Annotated in this window: 12 protein-coding genes; all 12 read left to right on the forward strand. The window is 38.4% G+C overall.

What is annotated here, in order from left to right:
• The first annotated feature begins 97 nt into the window (after positions 1 to 97).
• The 12 genes from asd (at position 98) to QNH29_RS09310 (ending at position 14,779) form a co-directional block, all read left to right on the forward strand.
• On the forward strand, positions 98 to 1,156 hold the full coding sequence (gene asd / locus QNH29_RS09255) for an aspartate-semialdehyde dehydrogenase (protein ID WP_283864500.1): 1,059 nt from the start codon (positions 98 to 100) through the stop codon (positions 1,154 to 1,156).
• Between the two features lie 33 nt (positions 1,157 to 1,189).
• Complete coding sequence (gene dapG / locus QNH29_RS09260; RefSeq protein ID WP_283864501.1) at positions 1,190 to 2,434, forward strand: aspartate kinase; 1,245 nt, start codon at positions 1,190 to 1,192, stop codon at positions 2,432 to 2,434.
• A gap of 86 nt (positions 2,435 to 2,520) precedes the next feature.
• Positions 2,521 to 3,387 (forward strand): 4-hydroxy-tetrahydrodipicolinate synthase, encoded by an 867-nt coding sequence (gene dapA / locus QNH29_RS09265; RefSeq protein ID WP_283864502.1) that lies wholly within the window; start codon positions 2,521 to 2,523, stop codon positions 3,385 to 3,387.
• Between the two features lie 212 nt (positions 3,388 to 3,599).
• Positions 3,600 to 5,267, forward strand: a complete 1,668-nt coding sequence (locus tag QNH29_RS09270; RefSeq protein ID WP_283864503.1) for a ribonuclease J — start codon at positions 3,600 to 3,602, stop codon at positions 5,265 to 5,267.
• A gap of 158 nt (positions 5,268 to 5,425) precedes the next feature.
• A complete protein-coding gene (locus tag QNH29_RS09275) occupies positions 5,426 to 6,178 on the forward strand; it encodes a ClpP family protease (RefSeq protein WP_481858822.1) in 753 nt (250 codons plus the stop codon).
• Positions 6,175 to 6,411 carry a YlzJ-like family protein gene (locus QNH29_RS09280; protein ID WP_283864505.1) on the forward strand — a complete coding sequence of 79 codons (237 nt, stop codon included), beginning with the start codon at positions 6,175 to 6,177 and terminating at the stop codon, positions 6,409 to 6,411. The genes QNH29_RS09275 and QNH29_RS09280 overlap by 4 nt, the downstream gene beginning before the upstream one ends.
• A gap of 128 nt (positions 6,412 to 6,539) precedes the next feature.
• The gene (locus QNH29_RS09285) at positions 6,540 to 8,885 is read left to right on the forward strand and encodes an FtsK/SpoIIIE family DNA translocase (RefSeq protein ID WP_283864506.1); all 2,346 of its coding nucleotides are present in this window, start codon (positions 6,540 to 6,542) and stop codon (positions 8,883 to 8,885) included.
• A gap of 248 nt (positions 8,886 to 9,133) precedes the next feature.
• Complete coding sequence (locus QNH29_RS09290) at positions 9,134 to 9,859, forward strand: GntR family transcriptional regulator (RefSeq protein WP_283864507.1); 726 nt, start codon at positions 9,134 to 9,136, stop codon at positions 9,857 to 9,859.
• Positions 9,860 to 9,942: 83 nt separating this feature from the next.
• Positions 9,943 to 11,043, forward strand: a complete 1,101-nt coding sequence (locus QNH29_RS09295) for a BMP family lipoprotein (RefSeq protein ID WP_481858787.1) — start codon at positions 9,943 to 9,945, stop codon at positions 11,041 to 11,043.
• Between the two features lie 184 nt (positions 11,044 to 11,227).
• Positions 11,228 to 12,751 carry an ABC transporter ATP-binding protein gene (locus QNH29_RS09300; RefSeq protein ID WP_283864508.1) on the forward strand — a complete coding sequence of 508 codons (1,524 nt, stop codon included), beginning with the start codon at positions 11,228 to 11,230 and terminating at the stop codon, positions 12,749 to 12,751.
• Complete coding sequence (locus QNH29_RS09305) at positions 12,748 to 13,827, forward strand: ABC transporter permease (protein WP_283864509.1); 1,080 nt, start codon at positions 12,748 to 12,750, stop codon at positions 13,825 to 13,827. The genes QNH29_RS09300 and QNH29_RS09305 overlap by 4 nt, the downstream gene beginning before the upstream one ends.
• 1 nt (position 13,828) lies before the next feature.
• Entirely contained in the window at positions 13,829 to 14,779 is a 951-nt protein-coding gene (locus QNH29_RS09310; protein ID WP_283864510.1) for an ABC transporter permease, read from the forward strand.
• Positions 14,780 to 14,958 lie beyond the last annotated feature (179 nt).

The following is a 14,958-nucleotide window of genomic DNA, read 5'->3' on the forward strand; positions in this document are numbered from 1 at the left end:
CACTGATGAGAATTTATATTAACCTTTTCTGATTCATTTTCCGTGAAACAGAATGGACCAATAAATAGTCGATGAAAGATTGAAAGGGGTACTAAAAATGAATCAACATAATGGTTATCATGTTGCTGTAGTAGGCGCAACAGGAGCGGTGGGTCAGCAAATGATCGCAACGTTAGTGAAAGAAAAATTCCCAATTAGACAACTAACTCTATTATCTTCCGCACGTTCAGCAGGTAAAATAGTGACGGTTGATGGTGTTGAGTATACGGTTCAGGAAGCTAAACCAGAAAGCTTTACTGGTGTGGATATTGCTTTATTCTCCGCTGGAGGTAATATTTCTAAAGAGCTTGCTCCTGAAGCAGTAAAGCACGGAGCGATTGTAGTAGACAATACTAGTGCTTTCCGAATGGATCAAGATATTCCGTTAGTCGTTCCTGAGGTAAATGAACATGATTTGCATCAGCATAATGGGATCATTGCTAACCCAAATTGTTCTACTATCCAAATGGTAGTAGCGTTAGAACCAATTAGACAAAAATTTGGACTTAAAAAGGTTATTGTTTCAACCTATCAGGCAGTTTCAGGTGCAGGAGCTGTTGCAATTGAAGAATTACAGAGCCAGACAAAAGCTATTCTTAATGGTGAAACAGTGGAACCTAAGATTTTACCAGTAAAAGGTGACAAGAACCACTATCAAATCGCCTTTAACGCTATACCGCAAATTGATAAGTTCCAAGACAACGGCTATACATTTGAAGAAATGAAAATGATAAACGAAACAAAGAAAATTATGCATTTACCAGAGCTGCCTGTTGCTGCGACTTGCGTACGTTTACCGGTAGCAGTCGGTCACTCTGAATCTGTTTATTTTGAAATTGAAGAAGATGGCGTAAGTGCAAATGAAATAAAAGAGTTATTAAAGACAGCTCCGGGCGTGGTGTTACAAGATGACCCAGAGAATCAGGTATATCCAATGCCTGCGAATTGTGTAGGAAGTAATGATGTGTTTGTAGGTCGGATTCGTAATGACCTTAACGAAAGTCGTGGTTTCCATATGTGGGTTGTTTCTGACAATTTACTCAAAGGTGCTGCCTGGAATTCAGTTCAAATTGCTGAAAGTTTAATAAAGCTGGGTTTAATCAAAGAAAAAAAATAAAGTTTTGATTTTAAAGGCAGGTTTAAAGGTTATATGAAAATCATAGTACAAAAATTTGGCGGGACATCTGTTAAGGATGAAGAAAGCCGACAACATGCGAAGAGACATATCAATAATGCATTAGAAGAAGGATATAAGGTAGTAGTTGTAGTGTCTGCAATGGGAAGAAAGGGTGATCCCTATGCAACGGATACACTCCTCTCTTTGATTGGGAGTAATGAAAGTAAAGTCAGTAAACGTGAACAGGATCTTCTTGTATCATGTGGTGAAATTATTTCAAGCGTTGTTTTTGCCAATATGCTGCAAGAAAACGGGATAAATGCGATTGCTTTGACTGGGGCACAAGCAGGATTTAGAACCAATAGTGATCATTCACAGGCTAAGATTGTCGAAATGAAATGTGATCGATTACTGCGGGATTTAGAATACCATGATGTTGTTGTGGTAGCTGGTTTTCAAGGTGCTGCGAAGAACGGTGATACTACCACTATTGGACGAGGTGGCAGTGACACATCGGCAGCAGCATTAGGAGCGGCTCTAAATGCAGAATGGATTGACATTTTTACTGATGTAGAAGGCATCATGACAGCAGACCCAAGAATAGCAGATAACGCTAGACGCCTTTCGGTTGTTACCTATACTGAGGTATGTAACATGGCCTATCAGGGTGCTAAAGTTATTCACCCAAGAGCAGTTGAAATAGCGATGCAGGCAAAGGTTCCAATTCGAATCCGCTCCACCTATTCGGACGATTTAGGAACATTAGTCACATCTATCTCAAAAGAGTCAAGAGGCAGTGATATTAAAGAGAGAACCGTAACAGGAATTGCTCATGTTTCAAATGTGACTCAAATTAAAGTGTTTGCTAAAAAAGACCAATACTACTTACAATCAGAAGTTTTTAAAGCTATGGCAAATGAACAAATTAGTGTGGATTTTATAAACATTTCACCTAATGCCGTTGTATATACGGTTACCGATGAAATGACAGACAGAGCAATTAGGGTCTTAAAGGAAATAGGTCATGAACCTGTTGTTGAACGCTATTGTGCAAAGGTTTCAGTTGTTGGAGCAGGTATTGCCGGTGTCCCGGGTGTTACTTCTAAAATCGTTACAGCTCTATCAGAGAATGGAATCCGGATTTTACAATCTGCTGATAGCCACACTACCATTTGGGTTCTTGTGAAGCAAGACGACCTGGCTAAATCAGTTAACGCATTACATGACGCCTTTCATCTAGAAGAAGAAACCCTGGATATAAAGCTTACGGATATCTAGTATATTTAGTCGGCTAAGAGTCGTCTAGATTTCTATAATCCCTATTTTTGCGCAACGGGATTTTCGTAATTGAAAGGAGTAGTAAAATGGTTCATTTTGGTCGAGTTTCGACAGCCATGGTCACACCTTTTGATAAAAAAGGTCACATCGATTTTTCTAAGACCACTCAACTAATAAATTATTTAATCGATAATGGAACGGATTCTCTAGTGGTTGCAGGGACAACGGGTGAATCTCCAACCTTGTCAAAAGAAGAAAAACTGGCATTATTTGATCATGTTGTAAAGGTAGTTGCAAAAAGAATTCCTGTTGTTGCAGGCACAGGCAGTAATAACACCTACGCTTCGGTGGAACTAACGAAGAGAGCAGAACAGCTTGGCGTTGATGGTATTATGTTAGTAGCACCCTACTACAATAAACCAAATCAGGAAGGGCTATTTCAGCACTTTAAGACGATTGCTGAAGCTACTTCTTTGCCAGTTATGGTTTACAATATCCCTTCAAGGGCATCTGTAAATATTCATCATGAAACAATAATAAGGTTGTCAAAAATACCGAATATTGTAGCTGTGAAGGAAGCGGGCGGCGATCTAAATGCGATGACAAATATTGTTGCTAATACGGATCGTGATTTTGATCTGTACAGCGGCGATGATGCTATTGCTTTACCGGTGCTTTCAATTGGCGGGGCAGGGGTAGTTTCCGTAGCCTCACATGTGATTGGAAATGATATGCAAAAGATGGTGAGGTCTTTTTTAAACGGAGATCATGAAAAAGCAGCAAAACTACACCAGAAGCTTCTCCCTATTATGCAGGGACTTTTTGCTGCTCCTAGTCCTGCACCCGTTAAAACGGCTCTTCAAATAATAGGGCTGGATGTAGGTTCAGTAAGGCTTCCACTTGTGCCATTAACGGAACAAGAACGGTCTGCCCTAACTAAATTATTATTATAATAATATAAATGCCAATCGAATTTTATTCGGTTGGCATGTTTTTTTACACATGTATATCCTCCAATGGTAAAAACAACTAAATTTGGTTGTAAAGGTTTTCACCTATCAAGTATAATAATCATAACTGATTTCGATCGGGCAATTTTGAAATGTCGAAAACCTCTAGTGAAAAAATGCTTGAGTTTGACAATCAACATAGGAGGAAACGGAAATTGATAAATAGAAAAAATAGTTCCATTAAGATTATCACGCTTGGTGGTATTGGAGAAATCGGAAAAAACATGTATCTTGTGGAAGTGGACAAGGACATTTTTATCATTGATGCCGGGCTAATGTTCCCCGAGGATGAAATGCTTGGCATTGATATCGTTATTCCGGACATCACGTATTTAACAGAAAACAAAGAAAGAGTAAAGGCTGTATTCTTAACACACGGACATGAGGATCATATCGGTGCTCTTTCCTATCTTCTCCGCCAAATCGACGTACCGGTATATGGGACTAAACTCACATTAGCTCTTGCAAATGCTAAGCTGAAAGAGCAGGAATATAATGGAAAGACTAATTTTATTGAAATAACATCGGATTCTATCATTACTATGGATTCCGTGGAAGTAAGCTTCTTTCGAACAAATCACAGTATTCCCGACTCAGTTGGTGTTTGTGTAGAAACATCAGAAGGCAGTATCGTTTATACAGGTGATTTCAAATTTGACCAAGCAGCAACAAAACTATATAAGCCTGAAATAGGTAAAATGGCTGCTATTGGAGAAAAGGGGGTACTTTGTTTACTCTCAGATAGTACGAATGCAGAGAAACCTGGATATACTACATCGGAGGCAATTGTCGAACGAGAATTATCCACTGCTTTCTATAATACTAGGGGCAGAATGATTGCCGCTTGCTTTGCGTCTGATATTAATAGAATCCAGCATATCTTTGATGCTGCTAGGGATAACGGACGTAAAGTTGCTGTTGTAGGAAAAAGCCTAGAAAGAATTTATCATATTGCTCTAGATTTAGGATATTTAGAAGTAGAGGAAGACCTTATTATCCCGGTAAATGAAATAAATAACTACGAGGATAGCGAAATTCTCGTTTTAATGACAGGAAGTCAAGGCGAGCCAATTGAGGCACTTCAAAAAATGGCAAAGCAAACTGCGAAACATGTAAATATCCAGCCCGGAGATACGGTATTAATTGCTGCTTCCCCACTAAGAGGAAGTGAATTATTAATTTCTAGAACAGTGGACATGCTCTATCGGGCTGGAGCGAATGTTATCTCAGGTAAAAGAATTATTCATGTATCCAGTCACGGCAGTCAAGAAGAACTTAAATTTATGATTAACTTGATGAAACCACAGTTTTTTATCCCAGTGCATGGGGAGTATCGAATGTTAAAGGCACATAGGAAACTGGCATTAGATTGTGGAATCAAGGATGAGAATATAATGATTCCGGACCGTGGTGATGTAGTAGAATTAAAGGATGGTAAATTAAGTATAGGCGGTAAGGTACCATCAGGAAATGTGTTAATCGACGGTATTGGTGTTGGTGATGTTGGAAATATCGTATTAAGAGACCGGAGGCTATTATCCCAAGATGGTATATTAATTGTAGTCGTTACTTTAACCCGCCAAGATAAAAAAATCGCTGCTGGACCTGAAATTATCTCTCGTGGTTTTGTTTATGTCCGCGAATCTGAAAAGTTGATGGATGAATCAACAAAATTGGTTCGAGATATTGTTCAAAAGAATATTTCAAAGGAATCCTTTGAATGGTCAAGTTTAAAGCAAGAAATAAGAGATGGATTAAATCGATATTTATATGATAAAACGAAAAGAAGACCTATGATACTTCCTATTATAATGGAAGTATAGTAGTAGGTAGGCATTGGTAAAACCAATGCCTTACTTTATTGTCAGACTGGTGATTACAGTGATTATCAATAGAGCAATTCAAATGATTATTGCTCCCTAAGAATGAAATTGTTTCATAGGTCAATACTAACGGTATCATGCGTGAAGGGAGACTTATGATGAATAACGATTTACAAAAAAACGAATCCGCAAATCAAGAGGGTCAAGAACCTCAAAAAGAGGATAAGCCTTCTTCTTTAATGGAAAAAATACAACAGCTTGGGCAAACGAATGTACCGCAGCTGTCCTCCGATTCAAGGATTCATTGTTTAACGATTATCGGACAAATTGAGGGTCATTTAGCGTTACCGCCACAGAATAAAACTACAAAATATGAACATTTGATACCTCAATTAGTAGCGATAGAGCAAAATCCAAAAATAGAAGGGTTACTGATTATATTAAATACAGTAGGTGGAGATGTGGAGGCAGGATTAGCCATCTCTGAAATGCTGGCAACACTTTCAAAACCAACTGTTTCGATTGTCTTAGGCGGAGGCCATTCCATTGGCGTGCCTATAGCTGTGTCATGTGATCACAGTTTTATCGCTGAAACCGCAACGATGACCATTCATCCTATTCGATTAACGGGCCTCGTAATCGGTGTTCCTGCAACGTTTGAATATTTAGATAAAATGCAGGATCGAGTAGTGAATTTTGTAACAAAGCACTCGAAGATTACCGAAGAGAAGTTTAAAGACTTAATGTTTGCAAAAGGCAATCTAACCCGTGACATCGGTACAAATGTAGTAGGACCGGATGCAGTGGAATATGGATTGATTGATGAAGTTGGCGGATTAGGACAAGCGATGAAGAGGCTAAACGAGTTGATTGATGAAAGGAAAGCATCTTCCGAGGGGATGATTCAATGATTCTGTATACCACAATGCCGCAGGAATCTATATTCCCTCCAGAAGCAGATTCCTTTACTAGACAACAAACGGTAACTTACCAAGGTGTATCACTAATCGTTGAACAATCTGACGCGCAAAATGTACAGGTTGTTCGTATTTTGAGCAGTGATCCTAAGCATTATCTTGACGAGCGTATATGTCCTGGTGCTAAAATTTCTTGTGCAAGCATTGAAGGATTGTCGGCAAACTAAAAGGATATTATGGTATAATTAGGATTAGAAGCTTAAGCAGCCATTCAGGCTGCTTTATTCATTTGCGGTTAAAGATCATACCATAGGATGATAATGATAGTATTACACAAATATAGACAGGTGATTAGATGGCAAAGAAAAAGAGAAGATCAAAAAAGAGAGATAATCATTTAAAACAAACCGTTCAATTTGAACTTTCCGCGCTTGTCTTATTAGCACTGGCGATTATATCGATCGCCAAATTAGGAGCTGTTGGTGAGGCAGCAGTATTGTTTTTTCGATTTTGGATGGGTGAATGGTACATGCTCAGCCTGATAGGTCTTGTGATCCTCAGTGTATATCTCATGTGGAAACGGACAATACCCTTTGTATTCCATGTTAAATTAGTCGGTATTTATTTAATTGTTTCCTCGTTACTCCTTTTAAGCCATGTTACACTATTTCATTTATTGACGAAAGATGGTAACTTTAAAAACCCAAGTGTCATAAGCAGCACATGGGAAATTTTTATGATGGAAGTAAAAGGAGAAACGAGCACAATTGATCTTGGCGGGGGAATGATTGGTGCCGTTCTATTTGCTATGTTTCATTATCTTTTTGCAGAAACGGGAACCAAAATTATTGCATTTATCTTTATTCTAATTGGATTTATTTTAGTTACAGGGAAATCATTCGGTGAATTTGTCGCTAAAATAGGGATTACACTAATTGATTTTTCAAAAGGACAATGGAGTGCGTTTCAATTAGACATGGAAGAATGGAAGCAGAAAAAACAAGAACGCCGTGAAGAAAAACGAATACAACAGCAGCAAGAAAGGGAAAACCGCGCGGCTGTTGTCCAGCCTGAAATGATTACTCCCATGCAAAATACACAGGAAGAAGTGGTTATACCTGAGCCGCTTATCTCAAGTTTTGCAGATCGTGCATACATAGATGAGGAACCACAAAAACCGAAGCGGAGAAAAGAGGAATCTAAAAATAAGGGTAATGACCAGGTAATAGACGAAGATGATTCCACACCTCCGATTACTTTCACAGAAGTGGAGAATGCAGCATATGAATTACCGCCTTTAAAACTTCTTAAACTTCCGAAGAAAACAGACCAGAGCGGGGAATATGAATTAATTCATGCAAATGCAGCTAAATTAGAACGTACTTTTCAGAGCTTTGGGGTAAAAGCGCGAGTTACCCAAGTACACCTAGGACCAGCTGTTACTAAATATGAAGTTCATCCTGATGTTGGGGTCAAGGTTAGTAAAATTGTTAGTTTAAGTGATGACCTAGCCTTAGCACTAGCTGCTAAAGATATTCGAATAGAAGCTCCTATTCCTGGAAAATCTGCAATTGGGATTGAAGTGCCAAATTCTGAAGTTGCTATGGTTTCCCTAAGGGAGGTATTAGAAGCAACCCAAAATAATAAGCCCGAGTCAAAACTGTTGATTGGTCTTGGCAGAGATATTACTGGGGAAGCAGTACTTGCTGAATTAAATAAAATGCCCCATTTGCTTGTAGCTGGTTCTACTGGAAGCGGGAAGAGTGTTTGTATTAATGGTATTATTACAAGCATACTTATGAGAGCTAAGCCGCATGAAGTCAAGTTAATGATGATAGATCCGAAGATGGTGGAATTAAATGTCTATAATGGTGTTCCTCACTTATTAGCGCCAGTGGTTACAGATGCCAAAAAAGCATCGCAGGCCTTAAAAAAGGTCGTAAGTGAGATGGAGAGACGATATGAGCTGTTCTCTCATACAGGTACTCGTAATATTGAAGGGTATAATGACCATATTAAAAGGCATAACATTGAGGAAAATGACAAACAGCCGCTTTTGCCATATATCGTTGTAATTGTGGACGAGCTAGCTGACTTAATGATGGTAGCCTCATCAGATGTAGAGGATTCCATTACTAGACTCGCACAAATGGCACGTGCTGCGGGTATCCACTTAATCATAGCAACACAGCGTCCATCTGTTGATGTCATAACAGGAGTTATTAAAGCAAATATTCCTTCAAGGATTGCTTTTGCTGTCTCCAGTGCTACCGATTCAAGAACAATCTTGGACATGGGTGGTGCAGAAAAACTGCTAGGAAGAGGAGATATGTTATTTCTGCCTGTAGGAGCATCAAAACCTGTTCGTGTACAAGGAGCATTTTTATCGGATAATGAAGTTGAAGATACCGTTAATTTTGTCATTGGACAGCAAAAAGCGCAATATCAAGAAGAGATGATACCAGATGATACACCAGAAGCAGTTGGTGAAGTGGACGATGATTTATATGCTGAGGCTGTTGACTTAGTTATTGAAATGCAAACCGCTTCAGTATCAATGCTCCAGCGCCGTTTTCGAATTGGGTACTCTAGAGCTGCACGTTTAATTGACGAGATGGAAGCGCGTGGGATAGTGGGAGCATATGAAGGTAGTAAACCAAGAACAGTTTTACAATCGAAAACAAACGAAGAAGTGAATTAAAAAAAGAGCCATTAGGCTCTTTTTTTTTTACATAATACGCCGATTGATTGTAGACAACTAAAAATTATAGCAGATTTCAGAGTAAAAAGTCCTATCAATTATGACAACTTTCGACAATTTCGCTTTTTTCGACAAAAATTACAAATTCTATTTCCATAAGCCTAAAAAAATGGTATATTATTTTCGATTAGTAGGAATGATTATACATCAGATGTCTGATGTCTTAGGAAAGAGTTGGAGGTACCTGCATGTCTATTAAGCTAGATAACCGACATTTATACCTACAAGTGATCGATCGGTTAAAACAAGATATCGAACAAGGGGTTTATAAGGAAAAGGAAAAATTACCTTCTGAATTCGATCTTGCGAAACAACTGGGTGTAAGTAGAGCCACACTTCGGGAAGCACTACGAATACTCGAAGAGGAAAATGTTATCATTCGCCGCCATGGTGTTGGTACGTTTGTTAATTCGAAACCTCTTTTTACTTCGGGGATTGAACAACTTAATAGTGTCACGGACATGATCTTCCAAGCTGGGATGAAACCAGGCACCATTTTCTTAAGTTCATCAACTGTCGGGGCTACTGAAGAGGATATTCGTCGTTTCTCATGTTCTACAAATGAGGAAATTGTGGTTATGGAGCGGGTTAGAACCGCTAATGGGGAACCAGTCGTTTATTGCATCGACAAAGTACCTGAAAAAATTCTGCCAGAGACATTTTCACATGGTGAAGAATCCATATTTTTCATTTTGGAAGAAGAAGCCAACCGAAAGATTACATATGCGGTTGCTCAAATTGAACCAATTGGGTACCACGAGAAAATTTCGCCTATTTTAGAATGTGAACCAGAAACTGCACTGCTTGTATTAAAGCAAATGCATTTTGACGAAATGGATGAACCTGTCCTTTTCTCGGTAAACTACTTTAAAGCAGATAAATTTAGTTTTCAGGTATTACGAAAAAGATTTTAATTTTTTGTGGATTATGAAAACGCAATCAAGCTGCTTTCTGAAAGTTCCTACTAAATCAAACAAATATTAGGGGGTCAATTGCCTTGAAGAAAAGTAAATTTGGCTTAACTATGTCAGTAATTTTAGCTGCAGGCACCATGTTAGCTGCATGTGGCGGCGGGGATGACAAAGGTACTGGTAAGGATAATGGTAAAGACGCTGTTAAAATTGGTATGGTTACAGATGCTGGAACGATTGATGACAAATCCTTTAACCAAAATACTTGGGAAGGTATTAAAATGGCTGAGGAAGAACTTGGAATACAATCAAAATATCTTAAGCCAGCTGGTACAACTGAGGCAGAATACCTGAAAGAAATGGGTAATTTATATGATGCAGGATATAAATTTATCGTTTCTCCTGGATTTAAGTTTGAAACTGCCGTTTTCCATGCACAAGATAAATATAAAGATGCAAAATTTGTAATTCTTGATGGTAACCCTCATTCTGGTGACTTTAAACCTGTTGTTAAAGAAAACACAGTTGCCGTTTTCTTTGCTGAGCATGAGTCAGGCTTCCTAGCTGGTGTTGCTGCTGCACTTGAATTAAAAGAAGGTGAAGCTGGCTTCATCGGCGGTATGGAAATTCCTGCTGTTCAAAAGTTTAACTGGGGCTTCCAGCAAGGTGTTAAATATGCAAATGATAATTTAGGAACTAACCTAACAATTAAAGCTGAAAACGTAGTTTACCAAGGTTCATTTGATAACGTAGCTGCTGGCGGACAAATTGCTGCTCAAATGTACGACCGTGGTGTAGATGTAATCTTTACAGCTGCAGGCGGTGTTGGTGTAGGTGCAATCAACGAAGCGAAAACACGTGGAAAAGCAGGCGAAAAAGTTTGGATCGTTGGTGTTGACTCTGACCAATATGAAGATGGTAAATATGATGGCGATAAATCAATTATCCTAACTTCTGCTATGAAGAAATTAGACAATGTTACACTAGACATTATTAAGCGCGAATTAGATGGTGACTTCCCTGGCGGAGAAACATTAGTATTTGATGCTAAAAATGATGGTATTGGCTTACCAGAAAAAAATCCAAACTTAAGCGAAGATACAACTACTAAGGTAAAAGAAGTATTTGAAAAAATTAAGTCTGGCGAAGTCAAAGTTGCTGCTGAAAAAGGAAGTTTATTTAAGTAATAAAAAATCATAAAGGGACGGTTTTTTCCGTCTCTTTTATGTCCTTATGTATGATTGTTCTGTCCAATATCCATATTACAAGAGTAATCATGTCTAACTGATACAATATCTTCAGCTTGACGTTGTGATAGGGGACTCCCTATTTTCAAAGAAACTCGAGTCTATAAAAAAGGTGAGTGCTACTATGAGTTATGTGGTTGAAATGCTGAATATCAGGAAAGAATTCCCTGGTATTGTAGCAAACGATAATATTACCCTGACATTAAAAAAAGGGGAAATACATGCCTTACTAGGTGAGAACGGTGCCGGTAAATCAACTCTTATGGGTGTATTGTTCGGTATGTATCAACCTGAGCAAGGTATCATTAAAATACGTGAAAAAGAAGTTCGTATTGGTAATCCGAATGTAGCCAATCAACTAGGTATTGGAATGGTCCATCAGCATTTTAAATTAGTAGAAAATTTTACAGTAACAGAAAATATCATTCTAGGCAGTGAACCGTTAAAAGGTATGGTCCTAGATATAGATAAGGCTTCAAAAAGAATTGCAGAATTGTCCAAGCATTATGGATTAAATGTTGACCCTCATGCAAAAATTGAAGATATATCAGTAGGAATGCAGCAAAGAGTAGAAATTATGAAAATGCTTTATCGTGAAGCCGAAGTTCTTATTTTCGATGAACCAACAGCTGTACTAACACCACATGAAATTGAAGAGTTAATGAAGATTATGCGTAATCTTATTAAGGAAGGTAAATCGATTATCATCATTACCCATAAATTAAAAGAAATAAAAGCGGTTGCAGACCGTTGTACGGTTATCAGACGTGGAAAAGGTATTGGAACCGTTAACGTAAAAGAAACAAGCGAGGCACAGATGGCAGAAATGATGGTTGGCCGTCAAGTTAACTTTAAAGTGGATAAGAAAGCTAGTACACCGGGTGAGGTGGTACTTCAAATAGATTCTCTTTCTGTAAAAAATAACAGAAAAGTATTAGGTCTTAAAAACTTCTCTGTGGAAGTTAGAAGAGGCGAAATTGTTGGTATCGCAGGGGTTGAAGGAAATGGTCAATCAGAAATCGTGGAAGCGGTTACCGGGCTTAGAAAAGTTGAATCAGGGAAGATTTTATTAAAAGGTCAAGATATTACAAATATTCCAATACGCCAAAGAATTGAAAGCGGAATTGGCCATATCCCTGAGGATAGACATAGACGAGGACTTGTTCTTGATTATACCATGGAAAATAACATGGTTTTAGAGGTTTACAATAAACCGCCGTTTGCAAAGGCTGGATTACTAAACCGCGCTGCAATTAAGAAATATGCTAAGAGTATTTTAGAAAACTTTGATGTTCGTTCAGGTGAAGGCGGTGCGTCAATTGCAAGAACTTTATCCGGAGGGAACCAGCAAAAAGCGATTATCGGCCGTGAAATAGAATTAGATCCTGATCTGCTTATCGCTGTACAGCCTACACGAGGATTGGATGTTGGATCAATTGAATATATCCATAAAAGAATAATCGAGCACCGTGATAAAGGAAAGGCAGTTCTTCTCGTTTCCTTAGAATTGGACGAAGTACTGCAGCTTTCAGATCGTATTGCCATCGTTAATAATGGAGAGTTGATTGGAACCGTTAATGCTTCTGAAACCAATGAGAACGAAGTAGGGTTGATGATGGCAGGAGTGAGCAAGGAGGGAAGCGTGTGAGAAACACCATTGTATCGCTAATATCAATTATTTTAGGTCTAATTGCAGGTGGTCTGCTAATGCTCTTCATAGGGGCAAGCCCTATTGAAGGTTACACATATTTATTTCAAGGTGCTTTAAAGAATATATCACGTATTGGTGATACTCTTGCAACAGCAACACCCCTCGTTTTTACTGGACTTGCTGTCGCTTTTGCTTTCCGTACAGGTCTATTTAATATCGGTGCTGCTGGTCAAATGCTAATTGGCGGTCTCGCAGCTACTGCGGTTGCTTTAACATTTGATCTATCACGACCTATATTAATCCTTGTAATGGTAGTAGCTGGTATTGCCGGTGGTGCATTATGGGCATTTATACCAGGGTATTTTAAAGCTAGATTCAATGTACATGAGGTAGTATCTACCATCATGATGAACTGGATTGCATATTGGACCGTTTACTATGTTGTTCCAGGTTATTTCAAAGGTGAATTCCTTGAAACTGAATCACGCAAACTTGCTGAAGAATCTACTTTAAGAACGCCTTGGCTGACCGAAATGTTTCAGGGTTCTTATATCAACCTAGGTTTGTTCTTTGCAGTTATCGCTGTCATCATCATTGCATTTATCATTAATAAAACTACTTTAGGTTTTGAATTAAAAGCTGTAGGTTTCAATCGACATGCAGCAGAGTATGCAGGTATGAAGGTTAATCGCAATATTATTTTATCTATGTTAATCTCAGGTGCGCTCGCAGGTCTTGGCGGGGTAGCATTATACACTGGTAATGCTTCAAGCATGCAAATCGGTATTTTACCATCACAGGGTTATGATGGCATTGCGGTTGCATTACTTGGAGCAAACTCTCCGGTTGGAGTATTCTTTGCAGCACTTCTCTTTGGAATTCTATATTCAGGAACTGGCTTTATGAATGCGATGATCGAGATTCCACCAGAACTTGCAAATACAATCATTGCGATTATTATTTACTTTGCTGCTACTAGCGTACTGATTCACCGTGTGTTAAATAAATTCCGTAAGACTCGTTCAAATGCAAATGATGTAGATGGACCTGTTGGCAAGAAGGGAGAAGCATAAAATGTGGACCATAATTGAACAAATATTCCCTTACGCAATTGTTTTTACTATTCCTCTTCTTATTACAGCATTGGGTGGTCTTTTTAGTGAAAGAAGCGGTATCGTAAATATCGGTTTAGAAGGTTTAATGATTTCAGGAGCATTTGCGAGTGCACTAACAGTTAACTTCTTGCAAGATAGTATGTCTGGATCAGCGGTGTTATGGATTGGTTTACTAGTTGCAGTCGTAGTAGGGATTTTGTTTTCTTTATTACATGCATTTGCCAGCATCAATTTAAGTGCTGACCAAGTAATCAGTGGTACAGCCATTAACATGATTGCAATGGCTTTAACTGTATTTTTAGCTAGAAATATTACTGGTAGTGGTAACATTCGTATAACGAACGGTTTTACACCATTTGATGTGCCAGTTTTATCTCGAATTCCAATTATTGGGGATTTGTTATTTACAAAAACATATGCCACAACTTGGTTTATCTTAGTCGTACTTCTTGTAAGTGCATTTATACTGAACAAAACCAAATTTGGTTTACGTTTAAAATCTTGTGGAGAGTTTCCGCAGGCTGCTCAAGCAGCAGGGATTAATGTAGTAAGAATCCGTTATATCGGGGTTATGATTTCTGGTGCTTTATCCGGTTTAGGTGGAGCCATCATTATTTTAACGTACGCAGGCGAATTTACTGGTTCTGTATCAGGTCTTGGGTTCTTAGCACTTGCTTCCTTAATCTTTGGTCAGTGGAGACCGCTCGGAATCTTAGGAGCAACATTATTCTTCGGATTTGCCAGCACAATCGCTAACGTATCTCAAGTTATTCCTGAATTGGCTGTTATTCCGCCAATTATTCTTAAAATCTTCCCATATGTGGTTACATTAATTGCTTTAGTTATCTTCTCTAAATCTTCACAAGCACCTAAAGCAGCAGGAGAACCATTCGATCCAGGAAAACGTTAATCATAATAAGATATCGGGGCTGACTAATTAGTCAGCCCTTTTTTTGTTTTGATAGTCAGTGGTTTTAACTTGTAAAAACCAAGCCTGGCAAATTATAGTAAGAATAAGCGTTTAAAACAATGGAAAAGATGTAAAATAACCGGATGAATGTTTACATATATAATAAGAAGGATTTGAAA

It is taken from the genome of Neobacillus sp. DY30 (assembly GCF_030123065.1).
Taxonomy (GTDB): Bacteria; Bacillota; Bacilli; order Bacillales; family Cytobacillaceae; genus Neobacillus.